At 57.0% G+C, this 22,669-nt stretch carries 22 protein-coding genes, 1 tRNA gene, 1 pseudogene and 1 riboswitch; of the genes and pseudogenes, 13 read left to right on the top strand and 11 right to left on the bottom strand.

What is annotated here, in order from left to right; all coding sequences use genetic code 11:
* Positions 1–21 precede the first annotated feature (21 nt).
* A complete protein-coding gene (locus ACR0FB_RS08260; protein ID WP_480619020.1) occupies positions 22–765 on the bottom strand; it encodes a hypothetical protein in 744 nt (247 codons plus the stop codon).
* Positions 766–1,119: 354 nt separating this feature from the next.
* On the opposite strand from ACR0FB_RS08260, the gene parE reads away from it, so the two are divergent.
* The 3 genes from parE to ACR0FB_RS08245 all read left to right on the top strand — a co-directional run bounded on the left by parE (position 1,120) and on the right by ACR0FB_RS08245 (position 5,210).
* Complete coding sequence (gene parE, locus ACR0FB_RS08255; protein ID WP_480619018.1) at positions 1,120–3,078, top strand: DNA topoisomerase IV subunit B; 1,959 nt, start codon at positions 1,120–1,122, stop codon at positions 3,076–3,078.
* Positions 3,079–3,082: 4 nt separating this feature from the next.
* Positions 3,083–3,904, top strand: a complete 822-nt coding sequence (locus ACR0FB_RS08250; RefSeq protein ID WP_480489785.1) for a hypothetical protein — start codon at positions 3,083–3,085, stop codon at positions 3,902–3,904.
* A gap of 337 nt (positions 3,905–4,241) precedes the next feature.
* Entirely contained in the window at positions 4,242–5,210 is a 969-nt protein-coding gene (locus ACR0FB_RS08245) for a UDP-glucuronic acid decarboxylase family protein (RefSeq protein WP_171170429.1), read from the top strand.
* An 83-nt stretch (positions 5,211–5,293) separates the two neighbouring features.
* Here ACR0FB_RS08245 and ACR0FB_RS08240 read toward each other — a convergent pair whose 3' ends face one another.
* Positions 5,294–5,905 carry a hypothetical protein gene (locus ACR0FB_RS08240; RefSeq protein ID WP_480619016.1) on the bottom strand — a complete coding sequence of 204 codons (612 nt, stop codon included), beginning with the start codon at positions 5,903–5,905 and terminating at the stop codon, positions 5,294–5,296.
* Positions 5,906–6,049: 144 nt separating this feature from the next.
* Between ACR0FB_RS08240 and ACR0FB_RS08235 the strand changes: the two genes are divergently transcribed.
* Entirely contained in the window at positions 6,050–6,397 is a 348-nt protein-coding gene (locus tag ACR0FB_RS08235) for a hypothetical protein (RefSeq protein WP_480619014.1), read from the top strand.
* Positions 6,398–6,436: 39 nt separating this feature from the next.
* Here the strand turns inward: ACR0FB_RS08235 and ACR0FB_RS08230 are convergent, their stop codons facing one another.
* A complete protein-coding gene (locus ACR0FB_RS08230; protein WP_480619012.1) occupies positions 6,437–7,276 on the bottom strand; it encodes an EamA family transporter in 840 nt (279 codons plus the stop codon).
* A gap of 98 nt (positions 7,277–7,374) precedes the next feature.
* Complete coding sequence (locus ACR0FB_RS08225; RefSeq protein ID WP_480619010.1) at positions 7,375–8,145, bottom strand: alpha/beta hydrolase; 771 nt, start codon at positions 8,143–8,145, stop codon at positions 7,375–7,377.
* Between the two features lie 103 nt (positions 8,146–8,248).
* Here ACR0FB_RS08225 and ACR0FB_RS08220 point away from each other — a divergent pair.
* A pseudogene (locus tag ACR0FB_RS08220) lies at positions 8,249–9,004 on the top strand (hypothetical protein); the annotation flags it as partial.
* Positions 9,005–9,011: 7 nt separating this feature from the next.
* Here ACR0FB_RS08220 and ACR0FB_RS08215 read toward each other — a convergent pair.
* Complete coding sequence (locus ACR0FB_RS08215) at positions 9,012–9,686, bottom strand: TIGR04283 family arsenosugar biosynthesis glycosyltransferase (protein WP_480619008.1); 675 nt, start codon at positions 9,684–9,686, stop codon at positions 9,012–9,014.
* 73 nt (positions 9,687–9,759) lie between these two features.
* Between ACR0FB_RS08215 and ygfZ the strand changes: the two genes are divergently transcribed.
* Both ygfZ and ACR0FB_RS08205 read left to right on the top strand, forming a co-directional pair.
* Positions 9,760–10,497, top strand: a complete 738-nt coding sequence (gene ygfZ / locus ACR0FB_RS08210; protein WP_480619007.1) for a CAF17-like 4Fe-4S cluster assembly/insertion protein YgfZ — start codon at positions 9,760–9,762, stop codon at positions 10,495–10,497.
* A 113-nt stretch (positions 10,498–10,610) separates the two neighbouring features.
* Complete coding sequence (locus tag ACR0FB_RS08205) at positions 10,611–11,552, top strand: ABC transporter transmembrane domain-containing protein (protein WP_171633590.1); 942 nt, start codon at positions 10,611–10,613, stop codon at positions 11,550–11,552.
* Positions 11,553–11,605: 53 nt separating this feature from the next.
* On the opposite strand, the gene efp is transcribed toward ACR0FB_RS08205, so the two are convergent.
* Positions 11,606–12,169: an elongation factor P gene (gene efp, locus ACR0FB_RS08200; protein WP_480619004.1), complete on the bottom strand. Its 564-nt coding sequence runs from the start codon at positions 12,167–12,169 to the stop codon at positions 11,606–11,608.
* A gap of 218 nt (positions 12,170–12,387) precedes the next feature.
* Here efp and ACR0FB_RS08195 point away from each other — a divergent pair, with 218 nt between their 5' ends.
* Positions 12,388–12,708 carry a DUF6280 family protein gene (locus ACR0FB_RS08195; RefSeq protein ID WP_037310273.1) on the top strand — a complete coding sequence of 107 codons (321 nt, stop codon included), beginning with the start codon at positions 12,388–12,390 and terminating at the stop codon, positions 12,706–12,708.
* 87 nt (positions 12,709–12,795) lie between these two features.
* Here ACR0FB_RS08195 and ACR0FB_RS08190 read toward each other — a convergent pair whose 3' ends face one another.
* Positions 12,796–13,365 carry a cobalamin biosynthesis protein CobQ gene (locus ACR0FB_RS08190; RefSeq protein WP_480619002.1) on the bottom strand — a complete coding sequence of 190 codons (570 nt, stop codon included), beginning with the start codon at positions 13,363–13,365 and terminating at the stop codon, positions 12,796–12,798.
* Between the two features lie 62 nt (positions 13,366–13,427).
* Between ACR0FB_RS08190 and ACR0FB_RS08185 the strand changes: the two genes are divergently transcribed.
* Positions 13,428–14,885, top strand: a complete 1,458-nt coding sequence (locus ACR0FB_RS08185) for a cobyric acid synthase (protein ID WP_209833566.1) — start codon at positions 13,428–13,430, stop codon at positions 14,883–14,885.
* A gap of 3 nt (positions 14,886–14,888) precedes the next feature.
* On the opposite strand, the gene ACR0FB_RS08180 is transcribed toward ACR0FB_RS08185, so the two are convergent.
* The 3 genes from ACR0FB_RS08180 to ACR0FB_RS08170 all read right to left on the bottom strand — a co-directional run bounded on the left by ACR0FB_RS08180 (position 14,889) and on the right by ACR0FB_RS08170 (position 17,903).
* The gene (locus tag ACR0FB_RS08180) at positions 14,889–15,662 is read right to left on the bottom strand and encodes a hypothetical protein (RefSeq protein WP_480619000.1); all 774 of its coding nucleotides are present in this window, start codon (positions 15,660–15,662) and stop codon (positions 14,889–14,891) included.
* 73 nt (positions 15,663–15,735) lie between these two features.
* The gene (locus ACR0FB_RS08175) at positions 15,736–17,154 is read right to left on the bottom strand and encodes a TolC family outer membrane protein (protein WP_480489767.1); all 1,419 of its coding nucleotides are present in this window, start codon (positions 17,152–17,154) and stop codon (positions 15,736–15,738) included.
* Positions 17,155–17,249: 95 nt separating this feature from the next.
* Entirely contained in the window at positions 17,250–17,903 is a 654-nt protein-coding gene (locus ACR0FB_RS08170; RefSeq protein WP_171723579.1) for a protein-L-isoaspartate O-methyltransferase family protein, read from the bottom strand.
* 225 nt (positions 17,904–18,128) lie between these two features.
* Here ACR0FB_RS08170 and ACR0FB_RS08165 point away from each other — a divergent pair.
* A tRNA-Cys gene (locus ACR0FB_RS08165) sits at positions 18,129–18,202 on the top strand.
* A gap of 80 nt (positions 18,203–18,282) precedes the next feature.
* On the opposite strand, the gene ACR0FB_RS08160 is transcribed toward ACR0FB_RS08165, so the two are convergent.
* The gene (locus ACR0FB_RS08160) at positions 18,283–18,666 is read right to left on the bottom strand and encodes a hypothetical protein (protein ID WP_209547207.1); all 384 of its coding nucleotides are present in this window, start codon (positions 18,664–18,666) and stop codon (positions 18,283–18,285) included.
* A 189-nt stretch (positions 18,667–18,855) separates the two neighbouring features.
* Here ACR0FB_RS08160 and ACR0FB_RS08155 point away from each other — a divergent pair, with 189 nt between their 5' ends.
* From ACR0FB_RS08155 to cobW, 3 genes are all read left to right on the top strand, one after another.
* Positions 18,856–20,712 carry an SLC13 family permease gene (locus ACR0FB_RS08155; RefSeq protein WP_171633868.1) on the top strand — a complete coding sequence of 619 codons (1,857 nt, stop codon included), beginning with the start codon at positions 18,856–18,858 and terminating at the stop codon, positions 20,710–20,712.
* A 227-nt stretch (positions 20,713–20,939) separates the two neighbouring features.
* Positions 20,940–21,146: riboswitch (cobalamin riboswitch) on the top strand.
* Positions 21,147–21,238: 92 nt separating this feature from the next.
* The gene (locus ACR0FB_RS08150; RefSeq protein WP_171633608.1) at positions 21,239–21,610 is read left to right on the top strand and encodes a DUF1636 family protein; all 372 of its coding nucleotides are present in this window, start codon (positions 21,239–21,241) and stop codon (positions 21,608–21,610) included.
* Between the two features lies 1 nt (position 21,611).
* Entirely contained in the window at positions 21,612–22,667 is a 1,056-nt protein-coding gene (gene cobW, locus ACR0FB_RS08145) for a cobalamin biosynthesis protein CobW (RefSeq protein WP_480618997.1), read from the top strand.
* Positions 22,668–22,669 lie beyond the last annotated feature (2 nt).

The raw sequence follows: 22,669 nt of genomic DNA, 5'->3' as shown, positions 1-22,669 counted from the left end.
GGAAATCGCGCCCGGGTGTCTTCAAGCAGTGCCGGTGACAACGGCGCGGGGCGTGATATTGACCAGCCTACGTTTCCCGGTTCGCACGGCACGATACAGCGCCTCAGTCGCAAAACGCGGTGTCGATGCATCAAGTTGCCGGTAGGCAAGTAACGGAGAGATGATTTTGTGCGCCTTGCCCAGCGCTTCCAGCGGGTCGGAAATCTTCACGGGCTCAATCAAACTCGGATCGAGCCCGGCGACGGATTTGCCTTTGGCTTTCCCAGGAAACCGGCGCGCGATTTCAGATGCCTTGACCTTGGCCACCTTCACTTTGGAGGTGGAATAGCGCACTTTTCGCATCGGCAAGGACAAGGGAGACAGGTCAGGGCGTTTCGAAGTATCATCGACCAGCTTCAACTCGTCGAAAAGGACCACAGCCAGATCGTGTTCCTGCCCGGGGTCAAATTCATGCCCGGACGCGGCGAAAATCTTTTTTCGCAAACTTTTGCGTTCAACGATCTGTTTCTTGGAAAACCGCGCTCTGTCCTCCAGCTCAAGTCGGCCAGACAGGTCCAATTCGAACCCAAGCTCCTCAAGCGCCAACACGGGGTTAATCAGCGCAGCACGAGCAAGCTCTGGGGTGACATTCAAACGGGCAGCAATATCATGCACTGCTGCTTGAACGTCCTGAAACGTAGCCATAGCAGCCTTCCAATTACGAAATAAACGTAACTCTTGAACGCTTGGAACTGATAGATAGATACTTTGGGAGTCTGCGTTCACGATATATTTTTAAAGCGATTCCGTCAATGAGCCGGAGACGCAGCAAGGCTGACTTCAACCCGATCGCGTAACGTTATTTGTCGCGTCGCTGGTTTTATCGGACGGGTTTATCGTGAATTTTGCGGCCTGGAATACAGGCCCTGACCAACTATCGATAACAGCAGTACGGGACCTTCCCGCGCCACGGCCAGGGGCGGTGGTTTCAAGCAAAACCGCCAATCGTGACGTTCGACGAATTGTCCAAGCAATCTGCGGCCCCGCGCCTTCTATCCGTCCACAACACCTCGCGCCCCTCTTCCCCCGGACCACATCACCTGCCATAATGGGGGAAACTCAAAAACAAGAGCAGCACCCATGCCCGACGATCTGTTGACGCCAGAAGCGACCACAACTTATGACGCCTCCTCGATCGAGGTGCTCGAAGGTTTGGAACCGGTCCGCAAGCGACCCGGCATGTATATCGGCGGCACGGATGAGCGCGCTTTGCACCATATGGTGGCCGAGATCCTCGACAACTCGATGGACGAGGCCGTGGCAGGCTATGCCAACCGGATCGAGGTGGAACTGCACGCCGATTACGCCCTGACCGTACGCGACAACGGGCGCGGCATCCCGATCGATCCGCACCCCAAGTTCCCGGACAAATCCGCGCTCGAGGTGATCCTGTGCACATTGCACGCGGGCGGCAAGTTCTCGGGCAAAGCGTATCAGACCTCGGGTGGTCTGCACGGCGTGGGCGCTTCGGTGGTGAACGCGCTGTCGGATTCGATGGTCGTACAGGTGGCGCGCGACAAGACGCTGTTCGAACAACGGTTCTCGCGCGGTGTTCCGCTGGGCCCTGTGGAAAAAGTCGGCGCCGCCCCCAACCGGCGCGGCACGACCGTAACCTTCCACGCGGATGAGGAAATATTTGGCCACCACCGGTTCAAACCGGCGCGCCTGTTCAAATCGATCCGGTCCAAGGCCTACCTGTTCTCGGGTGTGGAAATCCGTTGGAAATCAGCCATCGACGACGGTGAAACCCCGACCGAGGCCTCGTTCCACTTTCCCGGCGGCCTGTCGGATTACCTGAAAGAGACGATGAACGGCTCGTCCACCTATGCCGAGCAACCTTTTGCGGGCACCGTCGATTTCAACGAGAAATTCGGCACCCCCGGCAAGGTCGAATGGGCGATCAACTGGACACCGTCGCGTGACGGGTTCATCCAGTCCTATTGTAACACCGTTCCCACCCCCGAAGGCGGCACCCATGTGGCCGGTTTCTGGGCCGCGATCCTCAAGGGGATCAAGGCTTATGGCGAGTTGATCAACAACAAGAAGGCCGCGCAGATTACCCGCGACGACCTGCTGACCGGGGGGTGCGCTCTGGTCTCGTGCTTCATCCGCGAGCCGGAATTCGTCGGCCAGACCAAAGACCGCCTTGCCACGGTCGAGGCGCAGCGGCTGGTGGAAAACGCGGTGCGCGACCATTTCGACAACTGGCTGGCCGCCGACACGAAATCCGCCGGCGCGATCCTCGACTTCCTGATCCTGCGGGCCGAAGAACGCCTGCGCCGACGGGCCGAGAAGGAAACACAACGCAAGTCCGCCACTAAAAAACTTCGTCTTCCCGGCAAGCTGGTGGACTGTTCCAGTTCAACACGCGAAGGCACCGAACTATTCATCGTCGAGGGCGACTCGGCCGGCGGCTCGGCCAAAATGGGGCGCGACCGCAAAACGCAGGCCCTGCTGCCCTTGCGCGGCAAGATCCTGAACGTGCTGGGCGCGGCCAGTTCGAAACTGGGCACCAATGCCGAGATCAACGACCTGACGCAGGCGCTGGGCGTGGGGCTGGGCAGCAAGTTCAACCTCGACGATCTGCGCTATGACAAGGTCATCATCATGACCGACGCGGATGTGGACGGGGCGCATATCGCGTCCTTGCTGATGACGTTCTTCTTCACCCAGATGCGCCCGATGATTGACGCGGGCCACCTGTACCTCGCCTGCCCGCCTTTGTACCGCCTGACCCAGGGTGCCAAACGGGTTTACTGTCTGGACGAGGCCGAGCGGGATGAATGGCTTGAGAAAGGTCTGGGCGGCAAGGGCAAGATCGACGTGTCCCGCTTCAAGGGGCTGGGCGAGATGGACGCCAAGGACCTGAAAGAGACCACGATGGACCCCAAATCCCGGAAATTGATCCGGGTCACTATTGACGAGGACGAGCCCGGCGAAACCGGTGATCTGGTCGAGCGTCTGATGGGCAAAAAGCCCGAACTGCGATTCCAATATATTCAGGAAAACGCGAGGTTTGTTGAGGAGTTAGACGTATAATTTAATGAATTTATTGACTTTTTTGGCACTTCGATTGGGAGTGCGTCTAGCAACTTGTCGAGAAGTTCCCGAAAGGTACTCGCCATCTGAGCAAAACAACAATTTTACTTATTTTTGGATTAATCTTGATTGCGACAAAAACAAAAGGTTCCTGCCAACTTCACCATCCCTCGCGAATGGGATGGTAGGGGCTTACTCGCCAACCGAAGAAGCTCTGTGGCCAGATGGCAGAATGGCAGACGCTTGCCTTCCGTATTCGCTGGTTGGACGAGCGTCCTACCGTATCCAAAGAGTTTATGGGAGAACCGAGTTTTCCTTTAACAACCCAGTGTTTTTTGTTGTTAGCGAAGTTCTTCAACGACACGTATTGGTAAATTGGTTTAATGAAACTCAAGAGGCTCGAGCACAAAGAAAGTTCAAGAGGGACTTTCAATTTTCAGCTAAACGTATGGAGATTCTTGGAAAAGCCATCAACTGGCGTCGAGGCATTTCCAAGAGGAGTGGTGTTAACGCCCTCGCGAAAGAGTTTTCTCATATAGACTTGGGCGACCACATCTTCACTAGTCGGTTTTGGGGTCTTGATGACCATGACTACTATTTAACAGAGCTAGAATTTGTGCTGGATTCGCTAGTTTCTTCGAACGATTTGGAAAAGGTTGCGGGCCGTTATCGTTTGACCGGAAAGGCTCTTGTAAGTGTGTCTCACTTTGAAGAAGCACAGCACAAAGCCGCAGAGGCGCGGGGCCATGATACTGCAATCAGGCGATTGACTTGGGTGATTGCTATCGCTGCGGCCATTCAAGCCATAATTCTATTCTTTAAGTAGTTAGATTCGGACAGTGCTTAATAGGTTTGCGGGCCATCTCGTTCAGGCCAAGGCAAGTTCAGGATGGGTACTCGCTCCCATCCCATCATTGGCTTTTAGATAGGTATGAACACCCTCCAAACTATTCACACTCAACGCGCCAAACCAAGGAAGCGGAGCGGGCGCGTGCATGATGCTTTACTTCAAGCAATGGATGGATAGGAAGACACACCAACCCCACACGCGCCCTCAAAAAACCAAAATCTACTGCAATTCAAATTCCTTCGGTTTACTAATCAAACCAAGACCCGGCTTCCCCGTGACAAGCTGGCTTGGATTTAACGATTAAGGATTTGCAATGGCCCGCCTTTATGACAGTCGAAAACGTGTTCTCGTAACCGGTGGGGCCGGATTTCTGGGCTCGCATCTGTGCGACCGGCTTCTGGATCAGGGGCATGAGGTTCTGTGCGTCGACAACCTGTTCACCGGCACCAAGCGCAATATCGACCATCTGCACAACAACCCGCGGTTCGAGTTCATGCGCCACGATGTGACCTTCCCTCTGTTTGTGGAAGTGGACGAGATCTATAACCTCGCCTGCCCGGCCTCACCCGTGCATTATCAGCACGATCCGGTGCAGACGACCAAGACCAGCGTGCATGGCGCGATCAACATGCTCGGGCTGGCGAAGCGGCTGAAATGCAAGATCTTTCAGGCCTCGACCTCCGAGGTCTATGGCGACCCGACGATCCATCCGCAGACCGAAGATTATTGGGGCAACGTCAACCCGGTTGGTCCGCGATCCTGCTATGACGAAGGCAAGCGCTGCGCCGAGACCTTATTCTTCGACTATCACCGGCAGATGGGGTTGGAGATCAAGGTCGCCCGAATCTTCAACACCTACGGGCCCAGAATGCACCCCGCCGATGGGCGCGTCGTGTCGAACTTCATCATGCAGGCCCTGACGGGTGATCCGATCACGATCTTTGGCGACGGTACGCAGACCCGGTCTTTCTGTTACGTGGATGATCTGATCGAAGGGTTCATCCGCCTGATGGAGACCGGCGCGGACGTGACCGGCCCTGTCAATCTGGGCAATCCCAACGAATTCTCGATGAACGAACTTGCCCGCGAAGTGCAGGCCCTTGTGGGGGCCGAGACTCCTGTCAGTTTCAAGGAGTTGCCAGAGGATGACCCGAAACAGCGCCAGCCCGATATCACACTGGCGCGCACCCTGCTGGGCTGGGAACCCAAAGTGCAACTGAAAGAAGGATTGCACGCAACCATCCGGTATTTCCGAGACCTTCAGGCCGAAGTCGAGACCTAGGGCCAAGGCCCGGTTAAAGATCCGGGCACGCCCCCAGCCCCTGTCCTGCCCCGGCGCTTGCAGAACCTTCGCAAAGCACCGCCTTATTCGAAATCTGCCTGATCCAGCAGCGTATAGGTGAACTTGGTGCCAAACGCGTCGCGCCCGGCTTCGCATTTCAGCAGAAACTCGGCAAAGTGACGCTGATCGGCGAATACCTGACACCCGGCGGAATAGATCGTATTCGCCGTGTCATCGTCACCGTTGTTTGGCCCCTTGTGCAGATTAATGCCGAACATCCCGCTTTGAGGATTAACAAGGTTCAGGTTTCCATCCCTGTTGTTGTCCCGAAACACGGTAACGTTTCCCAGCCTTTGACACAGCGCCTTGTGGCCTCCGGGCCGGCCTCGTTTATGAATATCGATCTTGTAGCAGGACCGATATTGCCCCGACGCCAGAATGGCCGTCCCATCCGGGTTTATCGGGTTCTTCAGGTAGTGATCGCTGGGATCGGCCGTCATCGGGTAATACGCTATATCCCAAACGCCAAGAAACCGGTGAAACACCGTCATGACATCATCGAATTTCTTGGGTGAAACCGGGTGGGCGCGAATGCCCACTATGTTCAGGTTCCAATCGACAGTTGGGGTGTCGAAAACTACGTAATCCTTTTGGGACATGACATCCATAATCGCTTCAACAGAGGGTCTGAACATCTCTCAATTCTCCTTAAACAATGCGGCCATGTTACCACAGAAGTGACCAACCACAAAAATCGCCCTCTGGGCTTGTCGCTGAGCTTGTAGGATCTTCGTTGCCTAACCCGTTGATCTCGTTCAAACTTGCTGAAACACAAAACCATGATTGAGGTCCGGGCGTCCAAACCCTTTTTGATCGACAACAGATATGCAGGACGAGAGGACGACCTGAAAACACTGACCTATGGGCTGGCCTTTGCTATGCTGGCGACCCAGGCCCCGGCGCAAAAGACGCTCAGCCTAGCATCTCCGATCCCGGACGGAACGGAAACACGGTTTTGCTATTACAAGGGGCTGGCTTTTTCCCCGGATTCCTTCATCGTGATCTCTGGCCACAACACCGTCACAGAAACGATCAACACGCGCGAGGAACGCCTGCTGCGATGCGTAAGCAGCGACAAAGGCACCATGCACTGCAAGCCACAATGCACGTTTCAGGTCGGTCGCTAAGCCAGAGGTATCACTGTCGCCCGAGGCTTTTCCGCCGGATCAGACCGTCATTCCGATCAGGGCGACACCCACGGCCATGAGCACCGCGGCACCCAACCGTCGCGCCCAGTTCCCTTCCTTGAGGAATACGAACCCGATCAGTGCGGCAAAGATGACCGAAGTTTCCCGCAGCGCCGAAACCGCGCCCAACGGTGCGAAATTCTTGGCGTACAGCACCAGACCATAAGCTGTCATCGATACCAGCCCGCCAAGAATGCCGATCATCCATACTTTGGCCGGCAGGTCTTTTAAGGTCGCACGTTTCCGAACCCCGACAAACCCGGCAATGAACAGGTGCAGAAACGCCCCCCATACCCAATAGCTGAGCGTGTTGCCCGACAGCCGAACACCGATCCCGTCAACGACCGAATAGATCGAAATGCAGAACCCGGTGCCCAGCGCAAACATCAGTGCATTGCGCCCAACGCCCGAGCGCAGAGCTTTCCAACTGCTCAGCTGGATGCCCACGGCAATCAGGGCGATACCTGTCCAGGCCTGAAAAGGCAGCACTTCTCCGACCAGGACCATTGCCCAAAGCGAAACCAGCGCCGGGACAATCCCACGGGCGATGGGGTAGACCACACTCAGATCACCGTGCTGATAGGCTTTACCCAGCATGAAATAATAACCGAAATGCACAACGGTCGAGAGCAGGATGTAAATAAAGCTCTCTGGGTTTGGCAGCGGCAGCAGCATCACCATGACCGCCGCAGGCAGCACTTGACCCAGAGCGACCAAACCCAGCATCGTGGTTCGATCAGCCGCTGTCTTCACGATTGCATTCCACACCGCGTGCAGCAAAGCAGCCGAAAGAATAATAAGGACAACGAACAGGGTCATGTCCGGACCTTTCCCGCAGAGGTTTCGCGCCAAAAGGGTCAACTGCCCTATTCACTTGGCGCCATGTCTGCAAAGGGTGGATTGTTGTCAAGCCCGTTTCAGGTCACCTGGGTTGTCATCCAAGTCTCGATCATCGAGGCCGGCCCTTCCCAACCCGGCTCCATGAACAGGAAATGCGCATGGTCTTCGACCAGCAAAAAGGTTCCGCGATCCCAATAGCGCGCTGCCAGTGCGCGGCAGGTATCGGGGTTAACAGCCCTGTCTTCGGCACCCGAGACCACCAGAACCGGGCAGTCAACCTTGTCGAAATCAACCTTGATTGCGTGATGGTCATCAAACATCCAAAAGAACATTTCAAACATCACGCGCCCGCTTTCTGCGCCCAATCGTTCGAATACAGCGTGTTGTTGCGCCTCATCCATCTTGTTCAGAGCAAACGGGGCCATCAAATCGAACCCGACCCGCATCGGCTGCTTCCAGAATGGGCCGCCTTCCATCAAGGTGCGCGGTACAGCGCGTTCATCATCGGTTTCGGGCAAGGTGCCCCAAGGCGCATTGGGATTGATCAAAACGATGGCACTGGCCAAACCACGAGACGCCACTTGCTGTGCCACCACCCCAGCAATGGCATGCCCCAAAATGACAGGTTTGCGATCCAGTCCTTTTACAAAATCGGCGATGTCGTTGGTGTAGTCCATGACACTAGTATCGGTCAGACCCGGGTCGGGGTCCGCTTTCGGATCACCGTCATGGTACCGCAAGGCAGGAACGTGAACCGTCCAACCTCGGTCCCGAAAGAAGTCCGCGTAATCCTGCATACACCAAGGTCCGGCAAATGCTCCGTGGATAAGAACGATTTCTTTGGTCATCGAAGTCCCCCCTGCGCTGTTTCCAGTATGGGGATATGGTAAGACGTTACAACTGCCCGTGATCCCTGTTGCAGGTCGAAGCACAGGTCCTAAGATTGGACCCATGAGTTTTGTGACCGACAATCAATTGCCCCTGCTGATCCTGTTCTTTATCATCGGCTTTATCGGCACTGCCTTTCTGTTTCGCAAACCGGCCGGGCACCGGGCGTGGAAACTGGCTGATCTGGTATGGGTTGTGCTGGGTGGCATCGGGGCATTGGTGGCTGTTTTGGCCGGGCTTTACACCTCGGACAGCTCGCGACTGGACCGACAGATCGACGTAGCCTATGCCGCGACGCTGGCATTTGACAGGGACGCGGCCCGGTTCCGCCTGCGGTTCTGTGATCCGGCCTATGATCCGGATACCGCCGTTTTATGCGAAAAGGTTGAATTCCTTTCTGCTTCGACCGCCAGCAACTCGGAACTACCCCTGTTCATCGCGGTCACGAACGAAGTGGCCCCCCTACAGGGGCTTCACTTCCTGGTTGGGGGTCAGTCCAGGGACGAAATGGACGAAATACGTGACATGGCCGCCAAGGCCGATGCCTTTGACATCGACCAGTTCCTTGTCTTCACTTCACTGGACGAAAGCACACAGACCGCCATTGACAATATGCGTCGCAAGGTTCCCGCGATTGCGGGCGACTATATGATACTTGCGCAGAGCTACGATGACCTGATCGCGCAGGTCGGGAAGCTGAAAGAAGAATGGGAATACCTACAGGACAATGCTCATATTCTTGTCCTGCAAATCGTGGCCCTATGCCTTGTCAGTTTTGCGGCACCGTTTCGGCTGGGGAAATCCGTGGTCGAGCTGCGCACCACGCTCAGCGACGATACGTCTGCGCCAAAACTTGCGGGTCAGCCCCAAGAAAGTAACGCAGAAGAGTCCACAGGTTCCGAGCTCCGCGCCGAATCCACCCCGCCCGCTCATACCGCTCCGCACTCGTAAAGGCGCGTGTGTTCAGAACAGTTACCTTTGGCAACGCGCGCACCAAAGCCACATCTTCCATCAACGGCTGGTCGGGAAACCCGCCTGCCGCTTGATAGGTGTGACGCGGAACCAGCAACCCCTGATCTCCGTAGGGCAATCCCAGCATCCTGCTGCGCAGATTGGCCCAGCCAGCCACCCAGGCCGGCGCGATCCCGCGCGCGCGGAACGCCAGCTGAAACGCGGCAGGTTTGGCTGACGGCAGGTGGGCGCTGACGGTCTCGCTCCACCCCTTTTGCAGCACTGAATCGGCATGAAGAATCAGCAGCCAATCCCCTTTGGCCTGCGCGCACCCTCGGCGCAACTGGCCGCCTCGGGATGGCGGGCCGGTCACGACCATCGCACCGGCCTCTTCCGCAATATCCGGCGTGTGATCGGTTGAGCAGGCATCGCTGATGATCAATTCCCGGATCAACCCGGCATGCACCCCTTCCATCAAAGCCCCAAGACATTCGGGCAAAGCGTCGGCAGCGTTGAGGGTCGGGATCACGACGGTAATAGGCGCGGGCACGTCTGATAACCTCTGGTCTTGGCATCGGAACTTCCTATATCACGAGGCCTGAGGAAATGACGAGGACCAAGCCATGCCCACCCGCCGCATTCTGCGCCTGTCCGGCTCGGATACCGAAAGCTTTTTGCAGGATCTGATTACCAACGACATTAAGGGGTTGGACAACGGGCTGGTCTATGCCGCTCTGCTTACTCCGCAGGGAAAGTACCTGGCGGATTTCTTTCTGAAACGAGATGACGACGGAGTTCTTCTGGATGTGGCCGAACACCTTGCGGATGATCTGGTCAAACGTCTGACGATGTACAAGCTGCGTGCGGATGTGACGATCGAGGGAACCGATCTGAACCTGCAACGCGGCACCAAGGCTGCGCCGGAAACCGCCCTGCCCGATCCCCGCCACCCGGAGATGGGCTGGCGCAACTACTCCCCCGAACCCGAGGGCGATGACGGAACCGACTGGGATGCACTGCGCGTCCAGCACTGCATTCCCGAGTCAGGCATTGAACTGACCCCGGACAGTTACATCCTGGAATCCGGGTTCGAAGCGCTGAATGGCGTGGATTTCAAAAAAGGATGTTATGTCGGGCAGGAAGTGACCGCGCGCATGAAGCACAAAACCGAATTGCGCAAAGGTCTGCGACGCGTCGTTGTCCAGGGCTCGGCCCCGGTGAGGACCGAGATCAGTGCAAATGGCAAACCTGTCGGAACATTGTACACACAGGCCGGCGGAAACGGGATCGCGTATCTGCGATTTGATCGCGCAGGCCCTGAGATGCAGGCCGCAGACGCCACGGTGCGGCTGGAGGACTGAGCCCACCTTGTTGCCAAATCGGCACGACCCGCGCATCAGCTTGTATCGAAAAGTTTGAACCCGTTGTCCTGCACTGCCAAAGTGCAGGCAAACAGGACGAACCGGATACCCGCATGTTTCGACTTTATTCCGCGATCTGGCGCGCCAGTGCGGGGCGGCAGATCATCCTCATCATGCTGTCCGTCGCAATTGCGGGCCTTGCCGCCGTGCCGCTTGAGTTTCAGCGCGACATCGTCAACCACCTGACATCCGACGATGTCGGGACTGAAAAACTGATCCAGCTGGGCATCGGCATGATGGCCGTCATCCTGCTGAGCCTCGCCCTGAAATGGGTACTAAGCTATCGCGCCGGAACCTTGGGCGAAGACATGATCCGGCTGATCCGTCAACGCCTGCTTTGGCGTTCGACCGACCTGAAGGATTCAGACGAAGGCCTGCGCAAAGGCACCATGACCACCGCCATTTCGGCCGAAGCCGAAGAGTTGGGCAAGTTTGCCGGTGGAGCCTTTTCGGATCCGGTCGTTCAGATTGGAACGCTGATCAGTGTGATCGGCTATATCTCGTCCACGCAACCAGGTCTGGGGCTGATTGCGTTGTCAATGATCGTGCCGCAAATCATCATCGTTCTGGTCTCGCAGCGCAAAGTGAACACTTTCGTGGCGGAACGGGTTCGCATTCTGCGCGGTGCCACCGACCGGCTGACAACCGAGGATATCGAAGCCGTCGAGCGGGATATCAACACCATGTTTGATGACATTTACGACACGCGGCGGCGGATGTTCCTATGGAAACTGTCGGCAAAGTTCCTGCTGAGCGTGATCAACGGGGCCGGCACCGTCGGTATCCTGATGCTGGGGGGATATCTGGTCCTGCAGGGCAAAACGGATGTGGGCACCGTGGTGGCCGCCACCAGTGGGCTCAGCCGCATTCAAGGACCCACTGCCTTTTTGATCGCATTCTATCGTCAGGTCAGTGCCAATCGCATCAAATATGAACTGATGCTGGAATTGTTTGGCCCCGACCCAACACGGTATCGTTATCGCCCTAACGCATAAAAAAGACCGCGCGGCGAATGCCTGCGCGGTCCCTAATAAAAAGTGACGAAACGTCATGCGCGTTCGGAATATTCCATCGTTTCAGTGTTCACGACGATCATTTCATCCTGGCCGATGAAGGGGGGAACCATAACCTTCACGCCATTGTCAAGCACCGCGGGCTTGAACGAGTTCGCCGCCGTCTGGCCCTTTACGACCGGTTCAGTCTCGACGATCTTGCAGGTCACTTTCTGCGGCAGCGTCGCGTTCAGCGCTTCGCTTTCGTAGAATTCGACAACAATGGTCATGCCATCTTGCAGGAACGGACGACGGTCACCCAGCAATTCTGCTGGTAATTCAATCTGTTCGTAGGTTTCTGCATCCATGAACACCAGCATTCCGTCGGATTCGTACAGGAATTGCTGGTCCTTCTGTTCCAGGCGGACACGCTCGACCTTGTCCGCTGAGCGGAAGCGTTCATTCAGTTTCGAGCCATTGCGCAAGTTGCGCAGTTCGACCTGAGCAAATGCCCCTCCTTTGCCCGGCTTTACGTGGTCTACCTTGACCGCTGCCCACAGGCCACCGTTATGCTCAAGCACATTGCCGGGGCGAATTTCGTTCCCATTTATCTTGGGCATTACATAAATCCTTCACAAACGGTTGATGCATCAGTTGCGGTCCCTATATCTGGCGGGAACACACCTGACAAGACAACGACACCTAGTGCTGCAGGTGCAGCAAGCCATGCAAGTGACGCAACGCAACTATGCATTTTAGCTGTATCCGAATCGCACCTAATCGGTCATAAGGACCCTCACGCCGAAAATGCAAGAGCAAGAACAACAAGGAAGACGAGATGAGAGATTTCGTTGACGGCACTGCCTTTAACAATGAGCAAGGCAATCGTGCGCGCAAACTTTTCGCGGCCGTTGTCCTGGCTGCGCTTGATGATGCTATCGCCGATGACAAGAAATACGGCAATGGCCCCGAACAAATCGCCCGCTGGGCGCGTTCGCGCGATGGGCGCGAAGTTCTGTCCTGCGCAGGCATTGACCCGAACGAACGGGTTGTCAGCGGGCTGATGGAGTTCGTTGGCCGTGGCGTGCGCACCTCAGTCGCATTGTCACGCGAGGAAAGCGAGCGTCGCAACGCCGCACAGCAGGCTGAAGCTGCCTGAACCAAAGTAGATTTGGATTGAACAAACGCGCTCTGCCTATCAGAGCGCGTTTTTCTATGCCTGATCGTCAGGTAAGAAGCCAATGGCTCAAAAGAACAACAGCCATTGCCGCACCACCCAGAATTCAGCTGCCAGCATGGTCGCGAACAGGGCTTTGCCCCAGACCGGCAATCCACGCTGCCAAAGCAGAACATATGCGGCCAGACAGACAAAGGCTGACACCGGAGCCACCCACAAAGCATGATGGTCGCTGTCCCAATAGCTGACAGGGCTGCTGAACACCCAGTCGCTGATGGGCCAGAACTGTGGCCGTCCGTCGCCCGCATGAAGCAGGAAATCTGTCGCTAGATGCAACAGACCCGCCGCTGCACCGACAGCCAGAACGTGCCAACCTCTCCAGACTGCCAGCAGGAATGCCAGCCCCCAGAGGATAAAGGAATTGTCTATGGCGAATACGGTCTGCCACGCCGGGGAAAAGTAAAGCTGCCCGAAGACCACCTGCTCAGGGATGCTCAGAACAAACAGGGACACGCCCGCCATGACATACAGGGACAGATCCGGCAACAACGCTCCCAGCAGCGCAGCCCAGAGGATACGTCCTTGCGGCGGCCGGGCAAACACGGCAGCCCCGATCAAAAGATGCGCAGGCGTATTCATCCGGGGCTTTCCCTTTCGGCTCAAATCAGATCATCTGCGCCCAGACTTATAGGAGACAAGGCATGGTTCGCGCCATCATGATTCAAGGGACCGGCAGCAATGTCGGAAAATCGGTTCTGGTGGCGGGGCTGGCGCGCGCCTACACGCGCCGGGGCCTTCGGGTCGCGCCGTTCAAACCACAAAACATGTCGAACAATGCAGCCGTCACCGAAAACGGTGGCGAAATTGGCCGCGCACAAGCCCTTCAGGCCCGTGCGGCAAAGCGGGCAACACACACGGACATGAACCCTATTCTGCTCAAACCCGAGACGGATACCGGCGCGCAGATTATCGTTCAGGGGCAGCGTGCTGGCACGATGAAGGCCGGTGACTATCGCAAGGACAAATCCAAGCTACTGGGCGCAGCGCTGGAAAGCTTTGACAGGCTTTGCGCCGACGCTGATCTGGTTCTGATCGAGGGCGCTGGCAGCCCGGCTGAGACCAACCTGCGCAAAGGTGACATCGCCAATATGGGATTTGCCCGTGCAGCGGACATCCCTGTTGTACTGGTCGGGGACATTCATCGTGGCGGAGTGATTGCGCAGATCGTCGGTACTCAGGCCGTTCTGGACGAAGACGACGTGGCGCAGATCAGGGGTTTTGCCATCAACCGCTTCAAGGGCGACGTGTCCCTGTTTGACGAAGGCCGTGATGACATCTCGGCCCGAACAGGCTGGCCCTGCCTTGGGGTCGTGCCCTGGTTTCACGACGCCTGGAAACTGCCGGCCGAAGACATGATGGACATCCGTTCCCATACCGGCGGCGCGTGCAAGGTCGTTGTGCCCCAACTGGAGCGTATGGCCAATTTCGACGATCTCGATCCGTTGTCCGCCGAGCCCGGCGTGAGCGTCGAGGTCATTCCAGGCGGACGTCCCCTGCCCGGCGATGCGGATCTGGTTCTGCTTCCCGGCAGCAAGTCCACGATCGGAGATCTGAGCTATTTTCGTGCACAGGGCTGGGATATCGACCTGTATGCACATGTTCGCCGCGGTGGACATGTTCTGGGGTTGTGCGGCGGCTATCAGATGCTGGGCAAGACCATTTCCGATCCTGATGGCGTGGACGGCCGGCCGGGCAAAGTTGATGGATTGGGGTTGCTGAACGTCGATACCGTAATGGGCGGGCAGAAACAGGTCATCCTGCGTTCCGCCCATGCCCTGCCAGACCGAGAACCGGTCAGCGGATACGAAATCCACATGGGCCATACCGACGGCCCGGACCGCGCCCGCGCATGGCTTGAGGTCGAAGGCAGACCAGAAGGCGCCGCCAGCAGCAACGGTCGGGTCAAGGGCAGCTATCTGCATGGAATTTTCTCGTCAGACGCATTTCGTGCCCGTTATTTGTCAACGCTGGGCGTGACGTCGGACATTGCCTACGAAGACGGTGTAGAGCAGGCGCTGGATGATCTGGCCGATCATCTGGAGCGCCACATGAATCTTGACCGGATGCTGAGCCTGGCCCAGCCACCACAGCGCGGTTGAATCTTATCCCAGATCTTTCGCGGCGAGCGCGCGCGCGATTTCCCGCCGCACCATTTTGCGCACGTTTCGCGTGATCCGCTCGCCCATCGCGCCTTGCAACTCCTGGCGGACAACTTCCGCGATCAGCTCACGCAATGTTTCTTCATCCAAATCCGTTGCCGAAACGTTTTCAACGACTTCAGTGGCACGATCGGATTCAGCCGGTCGTCCCGCCCGGATGAACTCTGCGTTTTGTACCGAAGCGGACTCGGGCTGCGGATCGTCCGTATCTTCCTGATCAGTCAGAACGACGGTCCTTGCGGCCGCAAACTCCTCTTCGACGTTCCACGGCAGGGAATGCGTCGGTGTGCCGGAATAGGCGTCTGCGCTGTCGCCATCCGGCTCCCATTGATCCTCGGTTTGCGCAATCGCCGCTTCCAGCGCTTCGATCTTGGCACTCAGACTGATCGCGGGATCATCGGCTGAGCCGGTTGCCGCGGAATGTCCCTCGGTCGCGTCATCCGCAGTGTTGGCAGGATCACCTGCCCTGACGATGTCGCAGGCACGCAGCAGCATCGGCTTGGCCGAGTCGGCAACATCAGCAGACGGCTTGGCGGGCATGATCTCGGGCTGAGCAGGTTTGCTGATGCGCAGCGCGTCCGTCAGCACCAAACGCCCCGGCTTTCGCGTAGCACCCTGTTGATCCGAAGAGGATTTACCGCGACTGTCTTCACTGACCAGACGTTTGACCGAAGACAGAACGTCTTCGATCCCTGCTTTTACGACGTTATCAGTCATTGTTCTCTACCGCTCTATCCTTGGATCGAGTGTAGCCAAACAATCTCAACCTCACAACAAATAGTATGGTCGATCAGTCCCGACGCAACGCTTTGAGGACGCGATCCAGATCTTTGCTCTGTTTGCTGACCCGTGCTGGCGCTTTTTTAACCAGGTTGTAATACAAGGTCGGATCGTAGATCTGCACCGCCAAACCCAGACGTTCAGCCGTCAGCAGACCCTGAGCCTGCAACAGTTCGTACGCTGCTCGAGTCCGTTCAGTTCGGGATCTCACTTCTGTGAGTTGCGCGTCCAGAAGATCTTGCTGAGCGTTCAGAACATCTAGAGTTGTTCGTGCACCCAAGGTGGCTTCTTCCCTGATCCCGTCAAAAGCGACCTGTGACGCACGAACTTGTTCTGTTGATGCTCTCAAGCTTGCGCTGGCCGCCTGAAACGCTGCGTAGCGGTCAGTGACACCTTGAGTGATGTTCTTCTGCACGTTTAGTAGGTTCGCGCGGTCGGCATCACGTACCGCCATCGCACGCCGTACATTTGCTGCCAAGCGACCACCGGCATAGATCGGCTGCCGGAAAGTCAACGAGATGCTCGCATCGTTGACATAATCGCTGTTATCATAGCGTTCAGTAACACCTGCATCAGCGTCAAGCGACACATTCGGACCCAAGTTAGCCCTTTGTTGCTCCACGATTAGATCCCTCGCGCGAACCTGATGCTGCGCTGAGAGAATCGCGGGATGGTTGCGTTGCGCCAAACTAACGGCTTCCGCCTCCGAACGCGGCAGGTTGGGCAGGTTCGGCTGACCCGCTGTTCGACCCGGTGCGTTGCCTACCGCATTGACGTATTCGGCTTGAGCGATGCTCAACTGGCCTCGAGCGACCGCAAGATCCGCTTGTGAACTGGCTAGCTGTGCTTCGGACAAAGCCACGTCGGTGCGGGTGACTTCGCCAACTTCAAACCGATCATTTGAAGCGCGGAGTTCTTCCGCAGAAACGTTCACGTTATTCTGCCGAATTTCAACTGTTTCTTCCTGCTCCAAGACGCTTAGATACGCTCGCGCGGCACGGATTAGGACCTCTTGTTCAATGTCAATCAGGGTTTGCCGGGTCGCCAAAACAGTTTCCTGAGCAGATTGCTTGCCCAGAATCGAAGCCCCACCATCATATACTAATTGGCTAAGCGTTAATCCGGTAAAAAACCTAGACGGCTCGTTCGTCGTGACTACGTTATTGACCCGCGACCGGGTGTAGTCTTGACTTACCTGCACGGCCCAGTTGACGATTGGCCGCAACGCTGAAAGCGCAATAGCCACATCTTCATCCGCAGCCCGCAAAAGCGCCCGATTCTGCTCCAGCAGACCGCTTGTATTATATGCACCGATGAAGGCGTCTGTTATGTTATCAGCCCACGCTGCACGCCCTGGCATTACGCTCATGGCAAGCCCTGCGGTCACTGCGAATGCCTTGACCAGCCTGCCTGTCGCCGAACCACGCATACCGAAATCCTCTCAAAACGAAATTACACTGCCCTGCAGGCAGTTTGCGGCCTTGTTTTCAACTAATCAAGGCGGAAGAAAAATCTATCGGCGGACTATAGCGAAAATGCACACTCCGCCGAAAAGCTCTCTAGTATCGGTGCACTGGCGTTGAAGGCATCCCTCCAGCTGACCCGGCCTCCGGTCTTTCGACCGATCCGCACAGTTCCAAGATTGCCTTCAACAAACAGGCATGCAATCCGGCCATGTTCCTTGAGCTGATCCAACAGGGCGTCGGGAATCCGTTCAACACCGCCCTGCACCATGATCGCATCGTAAGGGCCGTGCTCAGCCGCACCCTGCTCCAAAGGACCGACGTGGATAATGGCATTGTCCACATCGGCCTCAGCCAATAGGCTTTGCGCCTCGGACGCCAGCGAGTCGTCGCTTTCCACACCAACAACCAACTGCGCCATACGCGCGGCAACCGCAGTGGAATACCCCGTCGCCGGACCGATATCGAGAATCATCTCGTCGTTCGAAATGTTGAGCGCATCCAGCATTTTAGCAAGCGTTCTCGGCTCGAGCATACAGCGCCCGTTGCCCAGATCGATCACACTGTCGGCATAGGCGGCCTCACGCTGTGCGTCAGGCACGAAGTTTTCGCGCGGGACGTTCAACATCGCCTCAATGATCGGGAACTTTGTAACATCCGAAGGCCGGATTTGCGTATCAACCATAGTGCGGCGCCGGGCAGCGAAATCTGTCATAGGATCTCTCGAGTCATTCCCAAAGTTACCCGGCTTTTGCCACATCCTGAAACGCCCAGCAACGGCCCTGTTGACGCAACCCCCCTGCGCCCGTGCGTTTGCGGTTGCGGGCTTCGGCAAATTTCAATCTCGTCGACAAAATTGCGCGCAATCCTCTGGACGCCCCTTTGGAAAGCTGCTAAAACCCCACGCACACCACGGCAAGTATCTGATTTTACTTGAAAAGGCGAGTTGGCGGAGTGGTGACGCAGCGGATTGCAAATCCGTGTACACCGGTTCGATTCCGGTACTCGCCTCCACTACCTCCAACGACTTGAGATACTTTTTCCCTCCTCGAGGTTCAATATCCAACCAACTATTGGATTTTTCATCCAACCAACTATTGGATTTTTCGTGTTGCGATCTTGTTCTGTTCCATCCGACTGCGAGCATTCTGGGCATATGCCGCCAGCTTGCGTTCAGGCAACACCCCGCCGTACTTCCTTGGCATCTTCACCTCGAAATGATCAGAATTGGTGACCTGAATTATTTGTCCGGCCCGTTTAGGTGTAAACCATTCTTGTGGGCAGTTTGCGATCAGGGACGGCCAAGCCGGCCCTTTGCCCGGTTCAGGCGGCGGCAGAATGGTACTGCAAACAAAGCTGTCGGATTGTCTGTTGTTCGTGGCTGGAATTGACTTGCCATTACCTGTGCTGCTTCGACCTTGTTGGAACGGCATCGCGCCGGTACGAAACGTGCTGGTTTCTTCATGCAATTTGGTCAATCCTTCTTTCTGACGTGTTCGTCAAACGGGGTTCCCGAAAGCATTGCTCCCACAGCAACCATTGAGCAACATTATGTCTCAACATCGCCGAAAAACGAAACTTCATGACAAGTCGGGAGGGATGAACTAGGAATCTAACAAAGAAAAAGTTCTGGACGTATTGTGGAACATATTGCCTTTACCTTCGAGATGGGGGTCGTTTGCACCCTTCTGGCTTTCACCGTTTTTCTGTTCGTTTCCGAGATCATAAGGATCGACCTTTCCGCCATATTGGTTCTGGTTCTCATAGGCTTGCTCAGCTACGCGCCCGGGCTGGAAAATTTGGCGGATGTCACCCTTCTGTTCGACGGCTTCGCATCCAATGCCGTCATCTCGATCATTGCGGTTATGATCGTCGGGGCCGGTCTGGACAAGACGGGGATCATGAACAAGGTGGCTGCCGTCATACTCAAATACGGCGGCAAATCCGAAGGCAGGGTTGTACCAATCATTTCCGGCACCGTTGGCGTCATATCCTCGTTCATGCAGAATGTAGGCGCCGCTGCTCTGTTTCTGCCGGTTGTCAGCCGAATTTCCACACGGTCAGGCATACCGCTGTCGCGCCTGCTCATGCCAATGGGATTCTGCGCCATTTTGGGCGGCACAATGACGATGGTCGGGTCGTCTCCTCTTATCCTGCTGAACGATCTGATCCTGACGGCAAATGACAGTCTGCCGGCCTCTCAAAAAATGGAGCCCTTCGGCCTGTTCTCGGTCACGCCGATCGGTGCGGTTCTGATCCTGACGGGAATTGGTTACTTTCTGCTGTTGGGACGCTGGGTTTTGCCGGAGGCTGAAGGACCTGACAATACGGGTACCGGACAAGGGACACAGGAATACCTGCAAAGGGTCTATGGCCTCAAAGCTGATGTGTTCGAAGTCGTGGTGCCCGAGGACAGCCCCCTGGTCGGCGAGATTCTGGCCGACATCAACCACGAAAACCACCTGTACATCATTTCAACCTTCTATCGCGGCAAAACCTCGATGGTTCAGGTTTTGACAGCGGAAATTGCAGCGCCGTGTCGGCTGGCCATCGTCGGCCGCCGTTGGGAGGTCGAGAAGTTCGCCGAGAAATACGGGCTGACCGTTCTTCCGGACTTGGACATTTTCGTCGAAGAGTTCGCCCCAACCAATGCAGGCGTGGCCGAGGTGGTCATCACGCCTGACAGCAAGCTGATCGGCAAATGCCCCCGCGAGCTTTTGTTTCGCAAGACCTACGGGATGTCGCTGCTGGCCATTCACCGCGGCGAAGAGACGCTGAGCCATGTCGAGACCGAGGATCACGAATCCACTCAGATCGGGCTCGAAAAGTTTCAGGCGGGCGACATGCTTGTGGCCCATACCAGATGGGACAACCTGATGCGGATCAAACGAGATCCGGATTTCGTCGTTGTGACGACAGACTTTCCTCAGGACGAGCTGAGGCCGCAAAAAGTCGGCTGGGCCCTGGCATTCTTCGCCATTTCGCTGTCGTTGATCCTGTTCACGGACGTCCGGCTTTCACTCTGTCTTCTTACCGGCGCGGTGGGCATGATGCTGACCCGTGTGCTCAGCGTGGACGAGGCGTACCGCGCGGTCGGATGGAACACCGTATTCCTGCTCGCCTGCCTCATACCTTTGGGACAAGCCGTGCAGAACACAGGCACGGCCGCGTGGATCGCCCAGCAGATCATGATAATTCTGGACGGCTGGCCGCTCTGGTCGTTGCAAACCGGCATCGCCATTCTGGCGACGGCCTTTTCTTTGGTCATGTCCAACGTGGGGGCCACGGTCCTGCTGGTGCCTCTGGCAGTATCGATTGCGGTGGCGGCGGGTGGAAACCCGGCCGTCTTTGCCCTGACGGTCGCCATATCGACCTCGAACAGCTTCATCATCCCAACCCATCAGGTAAACGCGTTGATCATGGGTCCGGCCGGATACAAGGTGATGGATTTCGTCCGCTCCGGCGGAATAATGACGGCGCTGTTTCTGGTCGTCTCCCTGCTCATGATCAACGTCATCTATTAGCGCAAGAGGATCTGCGGTGTTCGGTGGTCTTTTCCCATCATCGGGACAGGTTCAGTCAAGGCACCCGTTCACCATAGTCTACGCCCCTTGCTAACATACTGTTCGTCGCCCGGCCCATCTCAGGCTGGGTCCCGGCACGCCATGCCGCCCATCGACGCCCACAGGTCGCTTTCCATGCCTCTGCATCATTGTTGCGCGCGACTCGCTTGACAAGCAGGCCAGCGGTGCCGCATGTCCCTTTCGTTGGTGTCGGTGACAGCCGATGAAAAGGGAATGCGTCAACGGTCTTGCCGCCAAACGCAGCCGCCCCCGCGACCGTGAACGGAGAGGATGCCCAATGCCACTGGCCCGAAAGCCGGGAAGGCGGGACATCCGACAGAGGCCCGCCTCTGGCATCCGCAAGCCGGGAGACCTGCCAACAACCGAAGTTGAAACCGGGCGGGGTGTTCCGGTGTCGGGTCCATGACCATTCGTGGCCCGCATGAAACCCCGTCCCCCGCGAAGAGGATTTGGGGGGATGAGAGACATGACCGATACCGCACCAGTCGAGTTGCTGGTCTGTACCACCTGCCGTCGCGGCCTGCCTGTGGAAGATGACACGCAACGCCCGGGCGCTTTGTTACACAAGGCTCTGGAACAGGCGGACCTGCCCGACGGTGTCACCCTGAAAGCCGTTGAATGCCTGTCAAACTGTGATCAAGGCTGTTCGATCGTGTTGCGCGGGCCGGGCCGCTGGACCTTCGTGTATGAAAACCTGAACGAAACAGATCATGTCGACGTCATCGTCGACGGCGCGACCAAGTATCTGGCCACCGAAGATGGTTTGGTGAAATGGCGCGAACGCCCCGAACATTTTCGCAAGAACTGTGCCTCGCGCATTCCCCCCATTGGAGCCTGACATGTCGAACCTCGAAAAACTCCCCGTCACAGTGATCACCGGCTTTCTGGGATCGGGTAAGACCACTTTGGTGCGTCACCTGATGCAGAACCCACAGGGCAAGCGCCTTGCTGTCGTGGTCAACGAGTTCGGCGATGTAGGCGTCGATGGCGACATCCTGAAATCCTGCGCCATTCCTGATTGCCCGGCGGAAAACATCGTGGAACTGGCCAATGGCTGCATCTGTTGCACCGTGGCAGATGATTTCATTCCCACCATCGAGGCCCTGATGGCGTTGGAGCCACGCCCGGATCACATCCTGATCGAAACCAGCGGTCTGGCCCTGCCGAAACCGCTGCTCAAGGCATTCGACTGGCCTGACATCCGCTCGAAGATCACCGTCGACGGCGTGATCGCCCTGGCCGATGCCGAGGCCGTGGCCGCAGGCCGCTTCGCGCCCAATGTCGAAGCAGTGGATGCGCAGCGCATGGCCGATGACTCGATCGACCACGAAACGCCCCTGTCCGAGGTGTTCGAGGATCAGATCTCGTGCGCTGACATCATCCTGCTGACCAAGCCCGACCTCGCCGGCCCCGAAGGCGTGGCCAAAGCGCGCGAGATCATCGCCGCCGAGGCGCCGCGCCCCCTGCCCGTCGTCGAAGTGGCCGAAGGTGCCGTGGACGTGCGCGTTGTGCTGGGTCTGGAAGCCGCCGCCGAGGATGACATGGACGCCCGACCCTCGCATCACGACGGCCATCACGATCACGAGCATGACGATTTCGAAAGCATCATCGTCGAGCTGCCCGAGCAGACCGATCCGGCCCAACTGGTCGCCAATATCGAACGCCTGGCCAATGAACTGAACATCCTGCGCGTCAAAGGGTATGCCGCCGTTCAGGGCAAACCCATGCGCCTGCTGGTCCAGGCAGTGGGTGCCCGCGTGCGTCACCAGTATGACCGCCCGTGGGAACCCGGTGAAGAACGCCGTTCGCGTCTGGTCGTCATCGCCGAGCATGACGATATCAAAGAGGCGGAAATCCGCGAAATCCTCGTGGGTGTGCGTGAGGCCGCCGAGTAAGC

It is taken from the genome of Ruegeria sp. P10, from assembly GCF_056534925.1.
This window is presented reverse-complemented; position numbering and strand designations above follow the sequence as displayed.